Source organism: Anabaena sphaerica FACHB-251 (assembly GCF_014696825.1).
Taxonomy (GTDB): domain Bacteria; phylum Cyanobacteriota; class Cyanobacteriia; order Cyanobacteriales; family Nostocaceae; genus RDYJ01.
On the sequence record NZ_JACJQU010000031.1, the window covers coordinates 14,417 to 38,935 of the forward strand.

A 24,519-nucleotide genomic window follows, 5' to 3' on the forward strand; every position below is an offset into this window, starting at 1 on the left:
AACCTTTATATATGTGTTGAGATTATAAGATTAAAATAATACAATTTTTCGATATAGTAAAGCTAGATGCACCTGATTTTAGGACATAATTCAAGGGATTTTGTCTGGAAACTTGATCCTTTGATGCTAATTCTGAGGATAGATACCCATACTGAAATTTTGCCGAACAAGCAATATTTTGTCTGCTTAAAGACTTATCATTACAGCAGCAGGGGGATAAATAATTCCGTCACTCGGTTGTCAATGAGTACATTTTTCATATATTGCTATATAGTAAACATAAAGTTTTATGAAGCGAGGGCTAGGAATGTACATAGTACAGATTGCCTCAGAATGCGCTCCTGTAATCAAAGCCGGAGGGTTAGGGGATGTTGTTTACGGACTTAGCAGGGAACTAGAAGGACGAGGAAATACAGTTGAACTGATCCTACCCATGTACGACTGTATGCGCTACGACCATATTTGGGGGCTGCATGATGCCTACCTCAACCTGTGGGTTCCCTGGTATGGTGGAGCCATTCACTGTTCAGTATATTGCGGTTGGGTACATGGTCGGGTTTGTTTCTTCATTCAACCTCACAGCGAAGACAACTTCTTTAATAGAGGTTGTTATTACGGTTGTGATGATGATAATATGCGTTTTGCATTTTTCAGCAAAGCTGCTTTAGAATTTCTGCTACAAAGCAATAAAAAACCAGACATCATCCATTGTCACGACTGGCAAACAGGTTTAATTCCCGTCATGCTGTATGAAATTTACAAATATCATGGCATGGAATATCAAAGAGTTTGTTACACCATTCACAACTTTAAACATCAAGGTATGGGTGGTGTGGAAACTCTGGAAGCAACTAATTTAAATCGACCAGATTATTACTTCCAATACGATAAACTGCGGGATAACTTTAACCCCTTTGCCATCAACTTTATGAAAGCGGGGATTAATTACTCAAATGCAGTCACCACAGTTTCACCCAACCACGCAATAGAAGCCCAAACCAGTGAAGTTGGTTGCGGTTTAGGTCATACATTGCATTTACAAAAAGAGAAATTTACTGGAGTTCTCAACGGGATTGATTATGATTTTTGGAATCCCGAAATTGACCCTTACATTTCCCATAATTATAATTGGCATGATTTTGAACAAAAAGCATATAACAAAAAAGCTTTGCAAGAACGGCTGATGTTAGCCCATGCGGATAAACCCATTGTGGCTTATATCGGTCGATTAGATAATCAAAAAGGCGTGCATCTTGTCCATCATGCTATGTATTACGCCTTGAGTAAAGGAGCGCAATTTGTATTACTAGGTTCAGCGACAGAACCAGCAATCAATGCTCATTTTCAACATGAAAAACAATTTTTAAATAATAATCCAGATCTACATTTAGAACTGGGCTTTAATGAAGAATTATCCCACCTCATTTATGCTGGTGCAGACATGATAGTTGTCCCCAGCAATTATGAACCTTGTGGGTTAACTCAAATGATTGGTTTAAAATACGGTACTGTTCCCATTGTGCGTGCGGTTGGTGGACTGGTAAACACAGTATTTGACCGAGATTACGACCAAAATTTACCCCCAGAAAAACGCAATGGTTATGTATTTTATGACATGGATAACCAAGCGTTAGAATCAGCAATGGCACGAGCAATTGATTTGTGGTATCAGCAGCCTGAACAGTTCCAACAACTAGCTATTCAGGGTATGCAATACGACTACTCATGGAATGTTCCTGGAGCAGAATATTTAGAGATTTATGACTGGATCAGACACAAATGGTAAAAATCAACTGCCCCTCTCCCTACTTTCCTGAAGAAAGTGTAAGTGGATGGATGTTACTTTTCAACCTGATATTAATCTCACCCTCCAGCTAACGCTGTGATGGGAGCATTCTTGTCGAGCTTGGGTAATTAGAACAGGACTTACGCAACTTGCATATTAGTAGGGTGCGTCAGATGTCAAAAATCTGTTTATTGACAGGATTTACGCAGTCTGACGCAGCCTACAACAGATGTTTGATGTGTCACTTGCGTAAGTCCTATAAAAGAGTAAAAACCAGCTGGAATAACCAACTGGTTTGAACTTTATTGAAAAAGTAGCAAACTAAGTAGGTAGGTGTGAATATTTATCGCTGGGACAAGGCAGAAGGCAGAAGGGAAGAGGGGTTTATTCAGTAGCCTCTCACGAGCAACTTACGTTATTGGGCATCTGGTAAGAAAATACGGCATACAAGATGGTGAATTCCCACACCTCTGTTTTTACTCCAGACGATTATAATGTGAGATGCCTTGATAGCCTGAGATGAAAAATGTTAATAGCAATTTAAGCTATTGTGGATAAAACTTACATAAAAAGTTAACAGGAACTAAGTAAGCTGTGATGAATGCTGTATTACCTCGTTTTTTGAAGTCAGCCTACCGAAAAGAACCTATAATCAGTGCATTGGTAACAATGGGTATAGTAGATGCCCTGATTGGTGGTTTAGATGACAGCTGGTCATTGTTCGCTTTTGGCTTAGGAACAACAGGAGTAGCCCTGGCATTTAAGTTATGGCGGATGCAGCAGCATCCCCCTTTACCAGAGGAAACAGTTGTACAACATTATTTACCACCTCAATCCTCTAGTCCACCTTTACCAATCATGACGGTTTCCAAGAAAAGACCACGCCAGTAGATAATGCTAAGTTTTTGGTGTTGTAAGAAGTGAGGGGCAACTGTGAGGACTGAAGGAAGAAGGGAAAGTAAAACTGTCATTCGCTCTTGTCTGAGCTTAGGATTTTTGGCAGTAGTGGCTTTGTCAATTCCCGTTGGACAAGAATTATCCACTCATCCTGCTTATGCTGCTAATGAAGTAATTACCAACTCCTCCGATAGCGAAAGTTTTGCCAATCCCCGACTGCTTCGTACTTTACAAGGACACACGGGAACTGTTAAATCACTCAATTTCAGCCCCAATGGTAAACTTTTAGTCAGTGGTGGCTCAGAAAATGAGCCGATAATTCGCTTCTGGAATCCTCAAACTGGCAAAAAACTGGGAATCATTAACAGAGCGCATCAGGGATCTGTGGACTCTATTTTAATTTCCCCAGATGGTCAAACCTTGGTCAGTTGCGGTAGTGATTACAGAATTAACCTTTGGAATCTCAAAAATCTAGAGTTTAGCCGTTCCTTCGTTGGACATACCACTTCTGTACTTTCATTAGTAGCGACTCCTGACAGTAAAATTCTTGTCAGTGGTGGTTTAGATGGGATTCGTCTGTGGGATTTAAAACAACAACTACCACTGGCTACGCTAGTCCGCTTTGATAATGCAATTTATACCTTGGCCATTAGTCCTGATGGGCAGACTTTAGCTAGTGGTGATAACAAGGGTGTTGTTAAGCTGTGGGACTTGAATTCTCGTAAATATATCCGGCAGTTAAAAGCCCATGCTCAAATTGTAACGGGGTTAGCTTTTACACCTGATGGCCAAAATTTAGTGAGTTCTAGCCGGGATAAAACTATTAAAATTTGGAATGTTAATAACGGTGTGCGAGTCCAAACCCTGACAGGACATAATAATTGGGTGAATACAATTGCAATTAATCCCGATGGAAAAGTCCTCGCTAGTGGTGGACAAGATGGGATTAAGTTGTGGGATTTAACTACAGGTCAGTTAAAAAATCAACCAAATGAAAATAATAATTCCGTGAGTGCGTGGGCGCAACCCATCAAAGATATTGCTTTTAGTCCTGATGGTAAAATACTAGCCAGTGGTGGATTAGATGATAAAATTAATATTTGGCTGCATCAGTAATTATTCTAAAAGTTAGAAGTATTTTGTTGTGCTAGATACCTTGCTTTCAGAGCTAAAGCAATGGCGACAAAAGCTATAGTTAGAGGCATAGTTATATACCGTAGATTGACGAGGGAAATTGACTGACTAAAAACCATCGCTATCCAGTTGATAGCAATGCCATAAAATAGCATCCAGAAGAATATACCAACAGGAGTCATCATTGCTAATAATTTAGCTGTTCGTGCTGCTCTTCGGTAGCGTAGCAACCTTAAAGTCAGCCAACATCCCAATACTTCTCCAAACCACCAGCCAAAAATAAACCCGATAAAAGGGGGAAATAAGCCATCTAGAGTGGCATTGGGCATGAACATTTTTACATAACCAATACCTAAAAAATGACCTGGATATATGAGTAGGGCAGCCCCTATTACACTACCTATACCTGCGGCCAGGTATCCGTTCTTTTTATATTGCTGCAAAGACATAATCTCAACTTAAGCTTTCATGTTTGTGTACAGTTATTTATAGCCCTGGACAGGGTGGTTAGGACATCAATTGATAATGAAACTCCCACTACAAAAGGGTTTTACTCCTGACTCCTGACTCCTGACTCCTGACTCCTACTATAGATTCAAAATTAAACAACATATTTCCGCAAATCCAAAACCCACAACCTACTCAAATGATGTTGGGAAACTGCTATATAAAACCTAATATCCCAATACCCGACTTTTTTGAAAAATCGGGGATCTATAGCTGTAGCCAGGATAATTAGGACATGATCACTCCTTGAAACCAAAGAATAACAAGAAGGGTTTTACTCTTGCCTCTTGCCTCTTGCCTTCTGCTATATTTGCGACTAGTTACGTAAGTTTGGTTATAAAAAAACCCCCTGGGTGGGGGACTGTAATTATTCAAGTGGAGTGAATAACCAAATAATTAATACCTACAGTAGATAGAGTAATCCGAACAAAATAATCCAAATTACGTCTACAAAGTGCCAGTACAATTCAGCGGCTTCAATACCGAAGTGCTGTTCGTTGCTATAGTGTCCGGGAGTGCGCGATCGCCACAACACTGCCAAAATCGCCAAAACACCGATAGTGACGTGTAAACCGTGAAACCCAGTTAAAACGTAAAATGTACTAGCGAACAAATTGGTAGTTAAACCAAATTCCAGATGGGTATATTCATAAACCTGCCCCACCAAGAAAATCGCACCCATAGCCGCAGTAATAGCCAACCAGGTACGCATTCCCTTGGCATCATTCTTTTTGATAGCAGTATCAGCATTGTGCATGACAAAACTGCTGGCAATCAGATTAATAGTATTCACACCAGGTAACAACAGTTCTAAATCTGGTGTACCGGCGGGAGGCCAGACAGGTAAGGTAGAACGGAAAGCTAAATAAGCTCCGAACATCCCCATAAAAATCATTCCTTCAGCAACCAGGAACACAACTAACCCAAACAAGCGATGGTCTGGATGTGCTTCGTGATGAGCATCTACCGCCGCATGATGATGATTCTGTTCGATTTTAGCTGGGTCAATTATTTGACTTTGCATGAATTTCTAAATTGGTAATTGGTAATTGGGAAATAAGGGAACAGGGAACAGGGAACAGGGAACAGGCAGAAGACAGAGGTTATTTAATTTGACTTTTGAGTTTTGACTTTTAATTTTCCTCCCATCTCCCCATCTCTACTGTTACCTGTCAACTCATTTACACATTAGACTCAATAGTTGGATAGGGTTCGTCTGGTTTGGCGATTAAGACTTGAGTGACATCAACTTTTTTCTCTTTTACGCCGTAGTCGTAGGGGCCAGTAGTTAAAACAGGGAGTGTCTCAAAATTCTCAATTGCTGGTGGTGAAGTTGTCATCCACTCTAGGGTAAGTGCGCGCCAAGGATTATTAGGCGCTTTTTCACCATAAAACCAACTCCATACGGCATTGATGAGAAAGGGTAATGTCGAAATAGCTAGGATATAAGACCCGTAAGTACAGATTTCATTCAAAGAAGTGAATTTGGGGTCATATTGGGCAATACGACGATTCATACCCATCATTCCCAGTTTGTGCATGGGTAAAAAGGTCATATTCAAACCAACAATGGTCAAAACAAAGTGAACCTTACCCCAAAATTCGTTCATCATTCGTCCCGTCATTTTTGGGAACCAATGATAGATAGCGGCAAAAATGCCTAAGACGCTACCACCAAAAAGAACATAGTGCAGGTGTGCAACTACAAAATAAGTGTCGTGAACGTGAATATCAAAGGGGACTGCGGCTAACATCACGCCACTCACGCCACCGATAACGAATGTACCCACAAAACCTATTGCAAATAACATGGGGCTATTTAGTGCGATTTTGCCACCCCACATAGTTGCTAACCAGCTAAAAATTTTGATCCCTGTGGGGACAGCGATGATCATGGTGGTGATCATGAAGAACATCCGTAACCAGCCGGGGATACCACTGGTGAACATATGGTGCGCCCAAACGATTAGCCCCAAAAAGCTGATAGCTAGGGAAGAATAGGCGATCGCTTTATAACCGAAAATGGGTTTACGAGAATGAATTGGGATAATCTCAGAAATTGCCCCAAAGAAAGGCAAAATCATGATGTAAACCGCTGGGTGGGAGTAGAACCAGAACATATGCTGGTAAACTACCGGATCACCTCCACCGGTGGGGTTAAAAAATGTTGTTCCTGCTAATAAATCAAAGGAAAGTAGAATTAGCGCCCCGGCAAGTACAGGTGTAGATAGTAACACTAAAGCCGAAGTTGCCAACATCGCCCAACAAAACAAGGGCATTTGATGGACTCCCATGCTGGGAACACGCATTTTCAGAAGGGTAACGATAAAGTTAATCGAACCCAAAATTGATGATGTACCCAACAGCAGGACGCTGATAATCCAAATAGCTTCACCCACTTGACCTGTTACCAAGCTTAAAGGAGGGTAGGAAGTCCAACCGGCATCTGGTGCATCACCCACCGCCAAACTAGCGATCAGTAGCACACCCGCAGGGGGAATCATCCAAAAAGCTACAGCATTTAAGCGAGGAAATGCCATATCCCTAGCCCCAATCATTAAGGGGATGAGATAGTTAGCAAAACCAGCCCCTGCTGGTACAATCCACAGGAAAATCATAATGGTGGCGTGGAGTGTGAACAGGCTGTTATAGACCTCTGGGGTAACAAAATCTACCTCTGGTGTGCGGAGTTCTGTCCGCACCAAGTCAGCCATCACACCGCCAATGCAGTAGAAAATAAAGGATGTAACTAGGTATTGAATACCAATTACCTTATGGTCGGTATTGAATGTAAAAAATTCCCACCACTTTCTCACCCCTGGTTCTTCCTGGGGGGTGGGAATATTGGCAGTTTCTTGTAATTGTGCTTGTGTCATAGTCAATTAGTCATTAGACATTAGTGATTAGTCATTAGCCGTTGACCGATAATTCCTTGATGGTATAAGCCCCTCCCTGGATTTATCCGTGGAATCAATCCAAAATCCAAAATCCTGTTAGAGGATGACTAATGGTGAACTTGATGCACCATTTCTGCGTGAATGCCCATTTCCTTAGTGTAGGGAGCGAGAAATTCATCTGGGGATAAATCCGCAGGGTTGATAGCAACTGCTTGATTGAGAGTATCTTTACTAGCAACTAGCTGTTCTTGCATCCAAGTTTCATAAGCCTCTTGGGACTCTATTACTACTTGGGTTTGCATTGCTCCGTGGTAGGGGCCACACAGTTCCGCGCAAATCAAGGTATAGCTGCCCTCTTTTCTGGGTGTGAAGCGAACCTCTGTTTGTCTACCAGGGATCACATCTTGTTTAAGGCGGAATTCTGGAACCCAAAAGGCATGGATGACATCGTTAGCGGTCATGTTCATTTGCACTTCCTGTCCGATGGGAACATGGAGTTCCCCAGTAGTCACGCCTGTATCTGGGTATGTGAACAACCAAGCGTACTGGAGGGCAGAGACGTTAACGACTAATTGCGGTGGTTGTCCCTCTTTTTCCTGACTTGCTCCCAAGGAGGGCGCAACACTACCGACACCGGGAGCATTCCGCAGTTGGGGAATTTCTGCATTGCGGACTGCTGCGGTGGCCGGGTCTTGCATGGCCTGGTCAGATTTTGCTTGGTTCAGATTTGGTTCTGTGCTGGGAGGTGTATCGCTTAAAGTGGCAGCAATAGCAGTTCCTGGCATGGACATTGATTGTTCCATCATCAGTCTTTCAGGGGCTGCATGGACTGCATGAGGATCAAATCCACCGATTTGGTTGTATACATCAAAGCTGTAAACCGAAATACCGATCACGATAATTGCTGGGATCGCCGTCCAGAGTATTTCTAGCGGTACATTACCTTCAATTGGTGGCCCGTCTTCGTTATCACCTGCACGCCGACGGTATTTAAATGCTGAGTAGATTAAAACACCTTCTACTATTAGAAATATACTTACGGAAACAGTTAGCATCGCGCTAAATAAACCATCTATCAATACGGCTTCATCTGATGCGGCTGTAGGCAACAGACCGTGATTTTGACCGTACCAGAGGCTGACTAGGGTTAGCACGATGCCAATGAGTAATGTCCAGATCGAACTTGGAATTTTCACGGCTTACTTGATTTAATTGACTACGTTATCTCAAAGTAACTCACTTACTAAGGTAGTGCAGCCTTGGGGATATGAACTCTCAATGTCTGAAATTTTTATTAATTTTTTTGACTAGTTAACTAATCGTGAGTAAAAGGTATTAATGTGATATATCCACGAAAAAATGATAATTAGTACAGAAATTTAAGCAAAATTTTCGGAAATTTTAAATAATTTTCATTATTTAATGATTCACATCTTAAAAAATACCTAAATCTTACAGCTAAAAGTACCTGAAGTGATTCAAAGTATAAGTGAAAGCCAATCGAGAAACCCTAGCCCATACGTTAGGGTGTAGATAGGTCTGGACTGATCAAATAGATAATTTTAAGAAGATCTACCTCAAGCGGGGATAAGGTATCGTTGATGAACGAATTTGTCCTAGAACAACAAAATGAAGCGGCAGCCCAACACAACAGCCCCAAGGAAGTCATTCGTCGCTTGGTGTGGAAAATTTGCATAGCCACATTAATTTTGATGGCCATAGGCAGTGCCACCCGCGTTATGAATGCTGGACTTGCTTGCCCAGACTGGCCGTTGTGCTATGGGGAATTGGTGCCAGCCAAGCAAATGAATCTTCAAGTATTCTTGGAGTGGTTTCACAGATTAGATGCGGCGTTGATTGGTTTTAGCGCGATCGCTCTGGCCGGTTTATCCTGGTGGCATCGTCGTGTTTTACCCAACTGGTTGCCTTGGGCATCAACATTGTCCCTGTTTTTAATTGTCTTCCAAGGGGTTTTGGGAGGACTAACCGTTACCCAACTGTTGCGGTTTGATATTGTGACTGCCCATTTGGGAACGGCACTCTTGTTTTTCATCGTCCTGTTAGTCATCGGTACGGCACTTACCCCCTATCAGGGAACTGGAACCGTTGGTAAGCTGCCTTGGGTGGGTTTAGTTGCTGCTGTTTTGGTTTATTTGCAAAGTCTACTCGGTGCTTTGGTAGGTTCTCGCTGGGCGTTGCATCAATGCTTTGCCGGAGATCAACTCTGTGGTGTGATGTACAGCCATATTTTTGGGTTGCTACCACCAACGGCGGCTACTTTGGCAATTGTGTTTATATCCTGGCGCACACCAGCACTACATCCCACATTGCGACGACTGGCAAATATTGCTGGGAGCTTGTTGATTTTACAACTACTGTTGGGAGTTGCCACTTTCCGACTACATCTACAAGTCGAGCCTCTAACCGTTACTCACCAAGCTGTAGGTGCTACTTTGTTGGGTACTTTGGTGGTGTTTACGGTTCTAGCACTACGTGACAGAACAATTTGTAACTCGTAATTACATCAGTTATCGAGTTATGGCTGGTAATTGGTAATTGGTAATTATCTTCACTGTCACCTCTCACCTGTTCCCTGATAACTGATAACTGATAACTGATAACTGACAAAGGAAGTAGAGCCAACATGATTGAGACTAATGTCTCTCGCCACCACGATACATTTCTCCAGGTGATTCAAAGTTATTACCAGCTAACCAAGCCTCGGATTATTCCGTTGCTGTTAATTACAACCGCTGGCAGTATGTGGATTGCTGCTAAAGGGCAAGTAGACCCTTTGCTGTTGCTAGTAACGCTGATTGGTGGTACTTTGGCTGCTGCCAGCGCCCAAACAATTAACTGTATCTATGACCGAGATATAGATTATGACATGGAACGGACGCGCCATCGTCCTATGCCTTCTGGTAGGGTGCAGCCCCGTGACGCGTTAATTTTTGCGATCGCTCTGGCTGTGGGTTCTTTTACTCTCCTAGCAGTATTCGCCAATCTCCTGGCTGCACTTTTAGCATTTTCTGGGATCGTTTTTTATGTTTTGGTCTATACCCATTGGCTAAAACGTCACAGCACTCAAAATATTGTTATCGGTGGTGCTGCGGGAGCAATACCAGCTTTAGTCGGTTGGGCTGCGGTAACTGATACTTTAAGCTGGGCGGCTTGGCTAATTTTTGCCATTGTCTTTTTATGGACTCCGCCTCATTTCTGGGCTTTGGCGTTGATGATTCGGGATGACTACGCTAAAGTTGGCATACCCATGTTACCTGTGGTAGCAGGTGATAAAGCCACAGTCCGGCAGATTTGGTACTACACTGTGATTACCGTAACTGCCACGGTATTACTGTTTTATCCTTTACACGCTAGTGGGATTGTTTATGTAGTGATTGCTCTGACTTTGGGCGGGGGATTTGTCCACAAGTCTTGGCGGTTATTACAAAACCCAGAGGATAAGACTATAGCTAGAGAGTTGTTCTTATATTCCATTTCTTACATGATGTTGTTGTGTTTGGGGATGGTGGTTGATAGTTTACCGATTACTCATCATCTGGTGAGTACAGTTCTTAATCAGCTGCACTTGGTTAGTTAGGGAAATTGGCGCAATAGTGCAGAACAAAAAAGCGATCGCATTCTCATTTGTAGGGGTGCGATCGCTACATTTTAGCGGTAAAAATGAACCAATTTTTGATTATCTCTTTATCTCGTTCCTAGTCCGAGACTGGGAATGCCATCACAGAGGCGCTGCCTCTCTTTCACTCAAGGCAGAGCCTTATATAGGACTGGTATTTGATTTTTGAAATTATCTGTGTAGAGAGGGAACAGGGAACGGGGAACAGGGAACAGGGGAAGTGTACGGAGTGTTTTTCAAGAATCAAATATGATTCCTATAGAATCCATTCCCATACTCTGTATGGGAACGAGAAAAAACGGAAAAAGAAAAAATATAGCACTTCGTAACACCCAGATCCCCGACTTCTTTTTTAAAATTGTAAATAAATTATAAATTAATGTCAGAAGTCGGGGATCTTATGGTTCGGGGATCTGGTTACTAGCTCAGAGATCGTAAATTAAACACTCTAAGGCATCTGGATACATTTCGCAGTAACTTTCTAGGGAAGTTTGACGATGTTTTGCTTGTTTTTGATGTGCGTTTTCTGCTTGCAATTCTTCGACAATATCCCAAGCTACAGCACAATTAGGTGAATTAATACCATTGTGATCACAAACTTCTCTGGCTTCAGTAATAGCTTCAAGAATTGCTTGTTGAATGGTTTGAGGTTGGTTGAGTCCGGAGTTATTCTTAGCAGCTTGAACTCCGTCGAAAGTTGTCATGATATTTTCACCTTTTTTGAGTGAGATAAAGATTGAGCGGGGGGTAAATGGGGATCTCGATTAATTCTCATACTTCTGGTGACATCTTCTGAAAACTTCACCGAGCAGTATTGGCTAAACTCTGATTAACGGTAACAATTCAAAGAGAATTTTTTAGTTAGTTACTATACTTTTTAAGCCGCGAACACTTTTCTTTGGTTTTATATGATGTCCGGCAAATCACCCTAAATATGTCATTGCGAGTGGAACTTCCACGTATCCCTGACGGGAGGCGTATGACTGTGATTTCCTAGATACAGAGGGAGGTGTGCGTGCTGGAACTGCGCTGGTTTTACACCGACTCCAAGATATGACAAAGCTAAGTGGTGTTGAAACAGTTGTTTTGCGATCGCGTTGTGAGGGTCCGACTTGGGAACCACAGTCCATTGACATCAACAAGTCCTATCAGAAGATAGAAAACTTACAGGAAACTAAAAGTTAGTATGAAAAGCTGAATTTACGAGATTTTACTGGGTTGCATTGTCCCTTAACCCAACCTACGTTAAAATTTTCTGAAAAATCACTGAAATTGCTGAAAAACAAGTATTCTTGTCAGTAAGGATATTCCAGAACACTCAGGATAATTATACTACTGGCACGATGGTAATAACTGAAAAGAATTTTTATAAAGCCACTAACCCTGCACGCACTCTTGTAGCGCGGAATGTGGAAGATCAAAAATGTTATATTGACTTTTCTGAAGTGCGTGGTGAGGATATCATCAGCACTATCAAAGATAGTATTACAGTGTGGAATACGGATATACCTACCTGTAACTTATTTACTGGACATATTGGTTGCGGTAAATCGACAGAATTATTACGGTTACAAGTAGAATTAGAAACAGAAGGTTTTCATGTTGTCTATTTTGAATCTAGCGAAGATTTAGAAATCACAGATGTAGATATTGCTGATGTGTTTCTGGCTATTGCTAGTCGCATTAGTAAAAGTCTCGATACAATCGTACTCGAAGAACCGAAAAAATTTCAGGAATTACTTCAAGGTGCATGGAATATCTTAAACTCTGAAGTTACAGGTGTGAAAGCCAAAATTCCTGGTGTTCCAGAAGTTGGGGTTAATCTTGACGGACAAAAGTTTTCTCTGTCTTTGGGTATTGGGGAAATCACCACAAAAATGAAAAGTGATTCCACATTAAGAACCAAAATCAATCAATATTTGGGACCACAGAAAACCAACTTAATACAAGCAATTAATCAAGAACTTTTAGAGCCTGCCATTTCTAAACTCAAACAACAAGGTAAAAATGGTTTAGTTGTCATAGTTGATAACCTAGACCGCATAGATAATACCGTTAAACCCTGGGGTCGGACACAACAAGAATATCTCTTTGTAGACCAAGGTGAATATCTGACTAAACTGAATTGTCATGTTATTTATACCATGCCTTTGGCTTTGAAATTTTCCAATGAATATGGCATACTAACTCAACGATTTCCAGAACGCCCAAAAATATTACCAATGGTTCCCGTTAAGTGGTCAGATGGTAGAATCCATGAACGGGGATTAGCACTAATGCGACAGATGATTTTAGCTAGAGCATTCCCTAATTTAGCACCAGAAGACCGCTTAAATAAAGTTACTGAAATTTTTGACACTCCAGAAACTTTAGACCGTTTGTGTCAGGTTAGCGGTGGTCATGTGCGCGATATTTTGAAGTTATTAAACCCCTGGATTATGAAAGATAAAATATTTCCTCTCCAGAGTAACACTTTAGAGCAGATTATTCGTGAACTACGTAACGACTTCTCCTTAAGACTTTCTGCTGAAGAATGGCAATTATTACGTCATGTCAAAGAAACTAAAGAAGTTAGTGATGATCAAGGATATCAGAAATTAATCCGCAGTAGATTTGTATTTGAATATCGAGATAAAGGTGAATTATGGTTTGATGTAAATCCGATTTTAGCAGAATCAGAAAATTGTCAGAATCAGGATATCCAGGATTAAAGGATTAACAGGATTAAGATACATCATAGCCCTCTCCTCGCTTGCGGGGAGGGGGTTGGGGGTGGGGTTCTTGGATTAAAGGATTTAGATCCCCTTCGATCAATGTTATTATTTATCAAGATTAAAGTCAGAAGTCGGGGATATTATTTATCACTCATTAACACTATGACAAACTCAAAACAACTAGAAGATTTAGCATGGTCTTTAGAAGCATCTCAGGGAGAATTCAAGCTAATTTTAGCTAAGTGTAATTATCTCAAATTGCAAAATCAACTCATTCAAGAATTACAGAAAATTTGTCAAATTGAAATTCAAATATTACAACTAAACCCATCAGAAATAACATTATATAACGCTATTCAAGAAGAATTTGATCAGGAAATTCAAGCATTAATGATTGTCGGTTGGGAATCATTACCGAATTTATCGAAAATGTTCAGTTCAGCTAATCAAGTCCGAGAAGAATTTAGAAATAATTGTAAATATCCGGTAGTGCTATGGATTAATGATGCAATATATCAACAAATTATTGAATCTGCACCTGATTTAGAAAGTTGGGGAATTACTATAAATTTTCCTCTTACTTGTGATGAATTAATTAATTTACTCAAATCAATAATAGATAAAATATTAAATGATGATTTGAAGGGAGATTTACAAGAAATTGAATTAGCATTACAAGACTTGCAAAAATTTGGACAAGATTTAGAAACAGATTTTCAAGCTAATTGTAATTTTTTACAAGGATTTATTGCATATACCAAAAATCAATTAGATACAGCTATTAATTACTATCAACAAAGTTTGGATTTTTGGCAAAGAAACAATAATTTAGAAATTCAAGGTAAAATACTTTATAATTTGACAATTTGCAATTATGAAAAATATAAACCTAACCCCCTAACCCCCTCCCCTACTAGGGAAGGGGGAGAAGTTATAAATTATCTGCAACGAACATTAGATATATTCAAAAATGCTCAACGTTTAGATTTAATTGCTAATTCTTTATCAAGATTTGGGTTAATTCTGCAAGAGTTACAAGCATGGAAACAATTAGAAACGTTAGCCCAACAGGCTTTAGAAATACATAAAAGTGAAAATAAATTATTAAAAATAGCTGAAGATTATATATTTTTAGCAACAGCTAATTTTGAACAATTTAATTTTTCAGAAACAGAAAAGATTGCTAATCAAGGATTAGATGTTTTAGTAGGGGTAATTCATGAATTACCCCTACACAATAATCAATCAGAGTATTATATAAATTATTATCGTCAAAGTCTATTTTTAATTTTAGCGCAATCTCAAGAAAAATTACAACAACATGAACAAGCAATTAAAAATTTAAAATTGGCTAGAGATATTGGGGTTATAAATAATCAACCAAAGCTGTATGTTAAAATTCTCAATCATTTACAAAATCTATTATTTCAAAAAACAGAATATCTGGAAGCTTTTAACACCAAATTAGAATGTCGTTCTATTGAACAGCAATTTGGATTGCGGGCGTTTATTGGTGCAGGGTGGTTAAAACCATCAAAAAATACATCTTTTGTGAATAAAGAAACAATTTCTCCAGAAATTGAAGCATCTGGGCGGAAAATAGATGTAGATAAATTACTAGAAAGAATTGGCAAAACCGATAAAAAAATCATTGTTATTCATGGACAGTCGGGAGTTGGTAAAAGTTCTTTAGTTAATGCTGGGTTAATTCCTGCATTGGAAAATAAAGCCATAGGTTTTCAAGATAATTTACCTGTGACTATTAGAGTTTATAATAGTTGGTTTACGGAATTAAAACAACAATTATTAGATGTATTACCAGAAAGATTAAAACCAGAAGAATTAAACTTAAATACCCATGAAGAATTTATTTTAAAACTGGCAGAAATTGAAAAAAATAACCTGCGGACAGTATTGATTTTTGACCAGTTTGAAGAATTTTTCTTTGTATATCCTGATGATAAAGCGAGAATAGAATTTTTTCAGTTTTTAGGAAAATGTCTAAATCATACAAATATCGGATCTTTGAGAGTAATTTTATCTTTGCGGGTAGATTATTTGCATTTGTTATTAGAATGCAATGAATTAGAGAGTATGAAAATTATTAGTCAAGATATTTTGAGTAAAAATGTGCTATATAAGTTAGGGAATTTAACAACCGAAAATGCTAAATTAACTATTCAACGTTTAACCAAAAATACTACTTTTCGTTTAGAACCTGATTTAATTAACCGACTGCTGCAAGATTTATCTGGAGAACAAGATTTATCTGGGGAATTAGGTTCAGTTCGTCCCATTGAATTGCAGGTAGTGGGAGCGCAATTAGAAACAGAAAACATTACAACTTTAGCAGCATATCAAAAAATTGGTAACAAGCAACAACTGGTTAAACGTTATTTAGATGAAATAGTCAATGATTGCGGTTTTGAAAATCAAGAAATTGCCGAATTATTACTTTATTTTCTCACAGATGAACAGGGAACAAGACCGTTAAAAACTAAAGCTGAATTAGAACGAGATTTGCAATCATTAGCCGCAGCAGCTACTCAATTAGATTTAGTTTTAGATATATTTGTCAAATCTGGTTTGGTGGTGTTGTTACCAGAAAACCCATTTGACCGTTATCAATTAGTCCATGATTATTTGGCTTTGTTTATTCGTCAGCAACAAGAACCGACGTTAAAAGGGTTAAAAGCTATCATAGCGGAAATGGAAAAAGAAATAGAGCAACACAGATTGATTAACTATGAACAAACTGCTTTATTAGATAGCGCTACTGACGCAATTTTCGTGCAAGATTTCGAGAAAAAAATATTATTCTGGAATCACGGTGCAGAGAGGATATATGCTTGGCAGACTCATGAAGCTCTGGGTGAAAACCTCAAGGAGCTTTTCTACTCTACAACTCCCCCACAGCAAGAAGTAATCCCTCTCCAGACTGTAGTTAAGTCTGGAAATTGGCAAGGTGAGTTACGTAAAAAAACCAAATTTGGCAAAGAAATTATCGTTCACAGTCGTTGGACACTAATGTTTGATACCGATGGACAACCAAAATCCATCCTGATTGTAGATACTGACATTACAGAAAAGAAACAACTGGAAGAACAGTTTTTACGCACCCAGCGATTAGAAAGCATTGGTACTTTAGCTGGTGGTATTGCCCACGATTTGAATAATATATTGCTACCTATTTTAGGCGCAGCGCAATTACTCAAAGGTAGATTTGCCAAAGATGAAGAACGTCATCCCCAACTATTGACAATTATCGAAAATAATGCTAAACGCGGGGCAAGTTTAGTCAAGCAAGTTTTATCCTTTGCACGGGGATTAAAAGGAGAGCGGACAATTGTACAAATTAAACATCTAATTGCAGATATTATTCAAATTGGTAAACAGACATTTCCCAAATCTATCGAATTTTTAGCCCAGATACCCGAAGAACTATGGGCTGTTTCTGGAGACACTACACAACTACATCAAGTCCTGATGAACCTGATAGTTAATGCCCGTGATGCGATGCCAGAAGGCGGCAATCTCCAAATTGCTGCGGAAAATCTATTTATTGATGAAGCCTATACCCGGATGCATCTTGAATCCAACGTTGGACCTTACATTGTCATTACAGTTACAGATACAGGGATGGGAATGTCACCAGAAATATTAGATAGAATTTTTGAGCCATTTTTTACAACCAAAGAAGTTGGTGCGGGGACAGGATTAGGTTTGTCAACGGTAAAGGGAATTATTAAAAGTCATGGTGGTTTTGTGACAGTTTCTAGCGAAGTTGGTAAAGGCAGTACATTTAAGATATTCTTGCCATCTGTAGAAGTTGCTCAAATTCCTAGCGTAGAGAACTTGGAAATGTCTTCTGTACAAGGAGAATTGATTTTAGTTGTGGATGATGAACCTGACATTCGTAATCTAGCTACAATCATTCTGGAACAATACAATTATCGGACGATGACTGCAAGTAATGGAATTGAAGCGATCGCTCTCTATGCCCAATACAAGCAGGAAATCAGTGCAGTTTTGATGGATATGATGATGCCAGAAATGGATGGTATCACTGCTATCCGCACTATGCAAAAAATGAACCCAAAAGTTCAAGTGATTGCTTGTAGCGAACTAAATATAAAAGATGTATTGCCGGAATCAAATGATATGAAAGTGCAAGCATTTTTATTCAAACCCTACACTGTCAATGAATTATTACAAACCGTAAATCAAATAATTAGGACAGAGAATAGAGATAATTTTTAATTTCTAATTTATCCAAATATTCTGACTCCTGCTATATTTGGCATTCTTCGCAATACCGAGAAATCGCACTTTCCAGACCAGGCATTAACTCACCTCGACTACTACCAAGAACGCTATAAGTGGGACGAGGAGCAACTAAATTGAGATGTCGCGTCGGCAAAGCAATTAACCTTTTAATACTCACACCTGCTTGTTTTGCTGCTAACCGCGCCAAATTTGCCCAAGAAATCTCACATTTATTTGCTGAATGCCACAACCCGGTTTCACCATCTATTAATAAATCAAGACTAGCATGAACCAAATCCGGGACATAAGTAGGCGAAATAATGGTATCTTGCGCTGCTAAAAATTCTTCTCCTGCACTGAGTTCACGCAAGGCAATACTCACAAAGTTATAGTCATCCCAAGGACTAAAAAAGGCACTGGTGCGAATTATCAGCGATGTTGGACAAGCTTGCAATACCCGCTTTTCTGCCAAAGCTTTACTACATCCATAGACACTTAAAGGAGAGATGGCATCGGTTTCTACATAAGGTTGAGTCACAGCACCATTAAACACCAAATCTGAAGAAAAAGTCACGAACGGTAAATTATTATGTTGAGCGCAAACAGTAGCTAATATTTCTGCACCTACTGTATTTACACGCAGACAGTTTCCTGGTTCGCGCTCCGCATCATCTACCCGCACATATCCCGCAGCATTGATTACAGCCCAAGGTTGTAACTCAGTCAGCACCGCATCAACAGTTACAGGATGGGCAATATCCATTTCTTGCCGTGTTAGTAAACGGTATGGTATTCCTCGTACTTCACACAGCCGAGCAAAAGCCTTTCCTAGAGTGCCTGTAGCTCCAATAATGGCGAGGGGACGATGGGAAGCAGAGGAGCAGGGGAGCAGGGGAGCAGGGGAGAGAATAGATTCAGATTCTCTTATGCTTCTTTTATCCAGTCCACAACTGACTGCTGGGTAAACTAAACGCTCTGGACGATGCCACCAACCGGGGATATCAAGTAACGGGTGATCGGGATTGCGTCCTGTGGCTAAATCACGTATAATTTTAGCGATCGCAGTTGCTCTGGGTTGAGGAGAACGTAAATCAAATACACCGGACTCATAGTGACCCACCCAACGAGTTAGCAAACTATTCCAATCATAAGTACCCAAAAGCGCCCAAGCTGTGACAGCACGAACATCTACACCCTGTGAGCGTAATTCCTGGGCAGCATTCCACACCTCACACAGCCAGCGTAGTTGCTCCTCACGGGTACAGTGAAGGTGAACTTCAGTTACAGCCAAGGGGATTTGATAGCGTTCCCATGCCTCTTGCAGCAAGCTACGTGGTCCTGCTGCACCTTCAGCACAAACTCGCACCGCTTCTATATCTGCGTATTCATCCCGTCCATTACCACCATGAGTCCAACTGGGATAATTTTCTAAATTTTCATCCAAAAAGCGATCGCTCGTCAGATAATGATTAATGCCAATAAGGTCCGGTGGACAGGGATTTTGGCAAAATTCTTCCAGTTCACTTTCACTAATACCGCAATTTCGCAAATAACCCCAGATAGGATGATTTGGGGAAATTCGACCGCATAATAAATCAAAAGTCAACCAGCGACGTTCATTTTCAAACTCCGCTTGATAAGTTAGTTTTGGCGTGCTGTAAATCTTTCCCAAATCTTCCGTTTGCACAAGTTCAGCACCAGGATTAACTTCCCTAATAGCTTGCATTGCCAAGCATACCCCTCGACATTCCGACAATAAAGCCCGGCCAAAAGTTAAATCATCCCGTCCATGAGGATACCAGTGACCATACAACCCACTAAATCGAGCCGTTGTTAAAGGTTCATTGATGGGTGTGTAATACTTTACCCAAGGATAGCGTTCTGCTACTGCACGGGCAAACTCTGCTAATTTCTCTGGAAACGCTGGATCTACTAAACTGGTGTAACGTGGACCACTTCCATGATGCACCAATCCCACAATCGGACAAATACCCAGTTCTCTTAATCTCCCCAACCGCACATCCGCCCAAGACCAATCAGCATTTTCTAAACCATTCGGTGCGATTCGCTCCCATAATAGAGGATAACGAATTGCCTGTATTCCCAGTTGTGCAAATAATTCCAAATCCTCCAAGCGCGTTCCATGACCATTTCGTTCTATTTGGTCAAAATACTCTTCACCCACACGATTAACCGTACACTCTACACCACCCCATACTTCTAAAGGAAGTTGAGTTTTGAGTTTCGAGTCGAAAATAGAAGTCACTTCGCTTCACTCCAAATTCAAAGTAGTGCTTCCGGCAATTAACAGGACTTACGAAAAATCTCTCTGCAATCCTCTTTCCTTCGTGTCCTACCCTTCGGGAACACCTTCGGTGAACGTGTCTTCGTGGTTCATTTTTCCATTACTTATGTCGAAGTCCTGATGCAATACAGTTCAATTAGAGTCAAACACCTGAAATTATGTAGGTAGGTGGGCGTTAAAAAATATAAGATAGACCTAACCCCCCAGCCCCCTTCCCTACCAGGGAAGTGGGAGTCAAAGCCTCTCCCCTACAAGGGGAGAGGTTTGGAGAGAGGTTTTATATTTAATTGCGCCAAGCTACTTAGGTTGTATTGAAAAACGAAACGATTTTTGCCAGGGTTTGTTGGATTTCACTTTGTACCCTACGGGAAGCAAGCTACAACCCAACCTACGACTGAATCTTGAATTATGCTGTAAAACTCAAGCCTTGACGGCGATTTGTTTATACACAGAAAGAGCTTGACCCACACATTGATCCATGTTGTAATACTTGTAGGTTGCCAAGCGCCCCACAAAATATACCCCTGGTGTGGCATCTGCTAAAGCTTTATATTGCTTGTAAATTTCCTGATTTTCTGGGCGGGGTACAGGGTAATATGGGTCGCCTTCAGCTTTGGGATATTCGTAAACAATGCTAGTTTTAGAGTGTTCCTGACCAGTTAAATATTTAAACTCTGTAACACGAGTATAAAGGTGTTCGTTGGGATAGTTGATCACTGGTACAGGCTGAAAAACAGGGACGTTATAGGTTTCGTGCTGGAAATCAAGAGAACGATAAGGTAACTTACCGTAGCGGTAATCAAAGAAATCATCCACAGGGCCTGTGTAAACCATTTCCCGACAAGGTATGGCTTTTTCAATTTCCCGATAATCGGTGTTGAGCATCACCTTAATATTTGGGTGATTTAACATATTCTCGAATAACCGGGTAAACCCATGCAGGGGCATCGCTTGGTAAGTATCGGTAAAATAACGGTTGTCGCGGTTGTTGCGTGTGGGAATCCGAGCAATTACTGATTTATCAAGTTCCGATGGATCGAGTCCCCATTGCTTGCGAGTGTAACCGCGAAAGAACTTTTCATACAATACTCGTCCAATTTTGCTCACCACCACATCTTCTGAGGTGTAAATATATTCTTTTGGTTCAGCCAGTGCTTTGAAGAAATCCTCAACCTCAAATGAATTGAGATCCATGCCATAAAGTTTGTTGATAGTGTCAAGATTGATAGGTATGGGAACTAATTGACCATCTACACTAGCCAGAACACGATGTTCGTAAGAACGCCACTGAGTAAAGCGGGACAGGTATTCAAAGATTTCGCGGGAGTTGGTATGAAAAATGTGGGGTCCATATTTATGGATGAGAATACCATCCTCATTGTAATGATCGTAGGCGTTACCACCGATGTGATTACGCTTATCGACAACCAGCACTTTTTTACCCAACTGAGTTGCTAACCGTTCAGCGATGACGCTACCAGAAAAGCCAGCACCAACAATCAGGTAATCAAAAACAAAGTCTCTAGTAATGGTATTCGGTGCTTGTTTTCTCGTAATAGCACCAAGATTACTTTTCTCCTCTGCATCACGGGTAGCTATAGCAGAGTCTATCAGCTTCATCATTGATGCCCAAGTCCGATCCCAAGAAATCTGCTCTAAAAAGGCATCTACGCGACTCAACCACCCCGATTTTGGAGTATCTTCCTGCATTGCTTGTTCGGCTGCGGTGACGAACTCAGAAACTGTGTCTCCAATGCGTACCAATTTTGAATCTCCATAGGGACGCACTACATCCCGAATACTGGTAGATACCACAGGTTTGCCGGCTGCAAGATACTCAGGAGTCTTCGTGGGACTAATAAAGCGCGTTGCTTCATTACGGGCAAATGGCAACATTGCTAAATCCCATCCTGCCAAATATTCAGGTAGCTGTTGATAAGTTTTAGCACCGAGATAATGGATATTCTCGGACTGTGGTAGCATTGCTGGATCAATTTTTACAACTGGCCCAACCATGACTAAATGCCAGTCAGGACGTGCATCAGCTATACCTTGCAGCAGTTCAATATCCATCCGTTCATCAATTACACCAAAGAAACCCAAACGGGGATGGGGAATATCAGCTTGGTCTGCTGGTTCTGACCTCTCCCCTAACCCCTCTCCACCTCTCCCTACCCCTCTCCTTCCAGGAGAGGGAACATCTGGACTCCCCCCTTTCAGGGGGGAACTTGGGGGGTGGAGAGGGGAACTAGAGCTTTTCTCTCCCTTCCCTTGTAGGGAAGGGGGTTGGGGGGTTAGGTTTCTGGCTTGTCCAAAGTGGCCTATATCTACACTGCTAGGAAAGGCATAGACATTTGGGTGCTGGTTAACTTTATTTTCGTACAGGCTTTGTCCCCCTGTAAATACTAAGTCTGCACGTCGAAATAGTTCAGCTTCGTAATTTTTTAAAGTTGGTGGCGCACCCTGGAAACCAGATAACTCATCCATGCAATCATATATTACAGCCTGGGGTTGTAAATGGCGTGTAAATGCGATCGCCATTGGTGTGTAATACCAACAAATATACTTGCGGATATTATGTTCTGCCAAAAAACCATCCAGCAGTATTTGTAAATTTGCGTTGACAGATTCCTCACTTAAGCCTTCTGGTAGATGAGGAACAACAACCATCACCCCACTGGTATCTTGGCTAATTTCCAACCGCCGCAAATCTTCCTGGCTAAAAATGGGTTCTTCAATAAAAAATACACGCTTTCCTTTAGCACAACGACTAAGAAGATGTTGCGGTCTTTGATAAACGAAATTCCAACGCAGATGAGAGAGACAGACAATATCAGCCGTATCTGTCAAAGCTGCTTTTGGTTGGCGATGTTTATTTAATGAGGATGAATTTAATGATGATGCACCTAGCTCAGATTGCTTGGTTTCACTCAGCTTTGAAGAAGCAACATGATTAGCATCGTTTTTTTTTCGTTGAGTTTTTTCACTTGCCATAAATTTTTAGTTCAATTTATTACAACTTGGATGAGTGAATTGCTAAAAAAAATCAACAAATCACCTCCCTGATTTATTTTTTTCCAAATTTAACAAACTTCAGTAATAATCTTGAGTGCTTAATCCTTAACTTGTAATCCCGTATAAATTCTAATTAATCTAATGATAAATTCTGGCTTTTATTTCCACCTCTATCCAAGAAAATATAGATAGATAGTAGATATAGATATATCTCCCGAATCAGCAAGAGTAATATTCTGGCATGGAAGTTTCTGCTACTTAACATTTCTTCGGCTTTTCATGGTTTTGGCTGACTGCTTTAACCTAGCCATTTACTAATAGCTCAATGCTTACAAAGTAACTCGAAAAGTAAGTCCTGCATTACTTTGTGAGGCTGCGCCAAATTTTTGAACTTTTCTCTCTGTGTCCTCCGTGTCTGGAGTGGTATACCTCCGGCACGCTACGCGGATGTTTATCTTAATCCAGCGCATCTTCATACAGAATTGGTATAACTTCAATTTCTCTGCTTCTTTGGATGACTCCATCCAGACTGCTATAGTCAAAACCTTCGCTGATGACTACATCATTCTTAATAACGACTTAACTTATAACTCATTGCCGCTAAAAAATTGGACTCAAATAAATATCAATTCTGTCAATTGGTAGAAGTTACAGCTAACAGCAGCTATTCCCGTGCAGAGTAGGAGCATTGTTAGCGAAAATTAGGTTTTTCATGTTTAAATTTCTGCAACAAGTTGGCGATTACGCCGCTGTACCCCGCTTTTACCAGATAAGCAGCGCAAACTAAAGCATTATGACCAGCGCCAATCAATACAACGTCATACCCTTCCATAAATGCAATTTGGGGGATAAGCTATATCCCCCGATGTTAAAAAGTGCTGAAGGTATCTAAATCCTTCGTGAGTTGTAAACTATTGCTTATCTATAGGGTAGATGTTGCAGCTTACAAATATAAACGTTTATATTTGCAAGCCACAATAGCTATACAGGTTTTTCTTCTCTGGTACTTTGACTAATAGACATCTCCGGTAATTAAATGTGCGTGGTTTGAAACCCTTGTAGAGACGTTCCGGCGGAACGTCTCTACCATATTTCCGGAGAGGTCTAATGACTTCAACTAACTCCGGCATACTTTCAAACCGATCTTGACCTGTTTGATCAAGTAATGAGCGTAAATCTATAGTCTTGTCTTTTGTCCAGTGAATTTCTTCGCGACCTTTTGCTTGCTCGATAATTTCTTCTTTACTTGCAGGAAAGTCTATAGTTACTAAAAATATAGTCAAATATTTCTAGCTTGGTAAGGAACCTACACCTTACAGGGCTAACTACAAGCCTCTCTACTGAGTTTCTATCAAAGATAG

Annotated in this window: 17 protein-coding genes; 9 read left to right on the forward strand and 8 right to left on the reverse strand. The window is 40.5% G+C overall.

The window, feature by feature from the left end; genetic code table 11:
• The first annotated feature begins 307 nt into the window (after positions 1-307).
• From glgA to H6G06_RS25865, 3 genes are all read left to right on the forward strand, one after another.
• The gene (gene glgA, locus H6G06_RS25855) at positions 308-1,786 is read left to right on the forward strand and encodes a glycogen synthase GlgA (protein ID WP_190564925.1); all 1,479 of its coding nucleotides are present in this window, start codon (positions 308-310) and stop codon (positions 1,784-1,786) included.
• Between the two features lie 597 nt (positions 1,787-2,383).
• Positions 2,384-2,677 (forward strand): hypothetical protein, encoded by a 294-nt coding sequence (locus H6G06_RS25860; RefSeq protein WP_190564926.1) that lies wholly within the window; start codon positions 2,384-2,386, stop codon positions 2,675-2,677.
• 42 nt (positions 2,678-2,719) lie between these two features.
• Entirely contained in the window at positions 2,720-3,799 is a 1,080-nt protein-coding gene (locus H6G06_RS25865; RefSeq protein ID WP_190564927.1) for a WD40 repeat domain-containing protein, read from the forward strand.
• A 5-nt stretch (positions 3,800-3,804) separates the two neighbouring features.
• On the opposite strand, the gene H6G06_RS25870 is transcribed toward H6G06_RS25865, so the two are convergent.
• From H6G06_RS25870 to H6G06_RS25885, 4 genes are all read right to left on the reverse strand, one after another.
• Positions 3,805-4,266, reverse strand: coding sequence for a hypothetical protein (locus H6G06_RS25870; protein WP_190564928.1), 462 nt, complete (start codon positions 4,264-4,266; stop codon positions 3,805-3,807).
• A gap of 461 nt (positions 4,267-4,727) precedes the next feature.
• Positions 4,728-5,348 carry a cytochrome c oxidase subunit 3 gene (locus H6G06_RS25875; protein WP_190564929.1) on the reverse strand — a complete coding sequence of 207 codons (621 nt, stop codon included), beginning with the start codon at positions 5,346-5,348 and terminating at the stop codon, positions 4,728-4,730.
• Between the two features lie 157 nt (positions 5,349-5,505).
• Positions 5,506-7,200, reverse strand: coding sequence for a cytochrome c oxidase subunit I (ctaD, locus tag H6G06_RS25880; protein ID WP_190564930.1), 1,695 nt, complete (start codon positions 7,198-7,200; stop codon positions 5,506-5,508).
• A 128-nt stretch (positions 7,201-7,328) separates the two neighbouring features.
• The gene (locus H6G06_RS25885; RefSeq protein ID WP_190564931.1) at positions 7,329-8,417 is read right to left on the reverse strand and encodes a cytochrome c oxidase subunit II transmembrane domain-containing protein; all 1,089 of its coding nucleotides are present in this window, start codon (positions 8,415-8,417) and stop codon (positions 7,329-7,331) included.
• Positions 8,418-8,822: 405 nt separating this feature from the next.
• Between H6G06_RS25885 and H6G06_RS25890 the strand changes: the two genes are divergently transcribed.
• The 3 genes from H6G06_RS25890 to H6G06_RS25900 all read left to right on the forward strand — a co-directional run bounded on the left by H6G06_RS25890 (position 8,823) and on the right by H6G06_RS25900 (position 11,027).
• A complete protein-coding gene (locus H6G06_RS25890) occupies positions 8,823-9,740 on the forward strand; it encodes a COX15/CtaA family protein (RefSeq protein WP_190564932.1) in 918 nt (305 codons plus the stop codon).
• A gap of 125 nt (positions 9,741-9,865) precedes the next feature.
• Positions 9,866-10,819, forward strand: coding sequence for a heme o synthase (locus tag H6G06_RS25895; RefSeq protein WP_190564933.1), 954 nt, complete (start codon positions 9,866-9,868; stop codon positions 10,817-10,819).
• 16 nt (positions 10,820-10,835) lie between these two features.
• Complete coding sequence (locus H6G06_RS25900) at positions 10,836-11,027, forward strand: hypothetical protein (RefSeq protein ID WP_190564934.1); 192 nt, start codon at positions 10,836-10,838, stop codon at positions 11,025-11,027.
• A 256-nt stretch (positions 11,028-11,283) separates the two neighbouring features.
• Here the strand turns inward: H6G06_RS25900 and H6G06_RS25905 are convergent, their stop codons facing one another.
• Complete coding sequence (locus H6G06_RS25905; RefSeq protein WP_190564935.1) at positions 11,284-11,562, reverse strand: Calvin cycle protein CP12; 279 nt, start codon at positions 11,560-11,562, stop codon at positions 11,284-11,286.
• Between the two features lie 307 nt (positions 11,563-11,869).
• On the opposite strand from H6G06_RS25905, the gene H6G06_RS27705 reads away from it, so the two are divergent.
• The 3 genes from H6G06_RS27705 to H6G06_RS27710 all read left to right on the forward strand — a co-directional run bounded on the left by H6G06_RS27705 (position 11,870) and on the right by H6G06_RS27710 (position 17,832).
• Positions 11,870-12,043: a hypothetical protein gene (locus H6G06_RS27705; RefSeq protein ID WP_242039862.1), complete on the forward strand. Its 174-nt coding sequence runs from the start codon at positions 11,870-11,872 to the stop codon at positions 12,041-12,043.
• 158 nt (positions 12,044-12,201) lie between these two features.
• Positions 12,202-13,569, forward strand: coding sequence for an AAA family ATPase (locus tag H6G06_RS25915; RefSeq protein WP_190564936.1), 1,368 nt, complete (start codon positions 12,202-12,204; stop codon positions 13,567-13,569).
• Between the two features lie 165 nt (positions 13,570-13,734).
• Entirely contained in the window at positions 13,735-17,832 is a 4,098-nt protein-coding gene (locus H6G06_RS27710) for an nSTAND1 domain-containing NTPase (RefSeq protein WP_242039863.1), read from the forward strand.
• Between the two features lie 31 nt (positions 17,833-17,863).
• Here the strand turns inward: H6G06_RS27710 and H6G06_RS25925 are convergent, their stop codons facing one another.
• From H6G06_RS25925 to H6G06_RS25945, 3 genes are all read right to left on the reverse strand, one after another.
• Positions 17,864-20,104 carry a family 1 glycosylhydrolase gene (locus H6G06_RS25925; protein ID WP_190564937.1) on the reverse strand — a complete coding sequence of 747 codons (2,241 nt, stop codon included), beginning with the start codon at positions 20,102-20,104 and terminating at the stop codon, positions 17,864-17,866.
• Positions 20,105-20,563: 459 nt separating this feature from the next.
• Complete coding sequence (gene glf / locus H6G06_RS25930; protein ID WP_242039864.1) at positions 20,564-23,137, reverse strand: UDP-galactopyranose mutase; 2,574 nt, start codon at positions 23,135-23,137, stop codon at positions 20,564-20,566.
• A gap of 980 nt (positions 23,138-24,117) precedes the next feature.
• Positions 24,118-24,441, reverse strand: a complete 324-nt coding sequence (locus H6G06_RS25945) for a hypothetical protein (protein WP_190564938.1) — start codon at positions 24,439-24,441, stop codon at positions 24,118-24,120.
• Between the last annotated feature and the right edge of the window lie 78 nt (positions 24,442-24,519).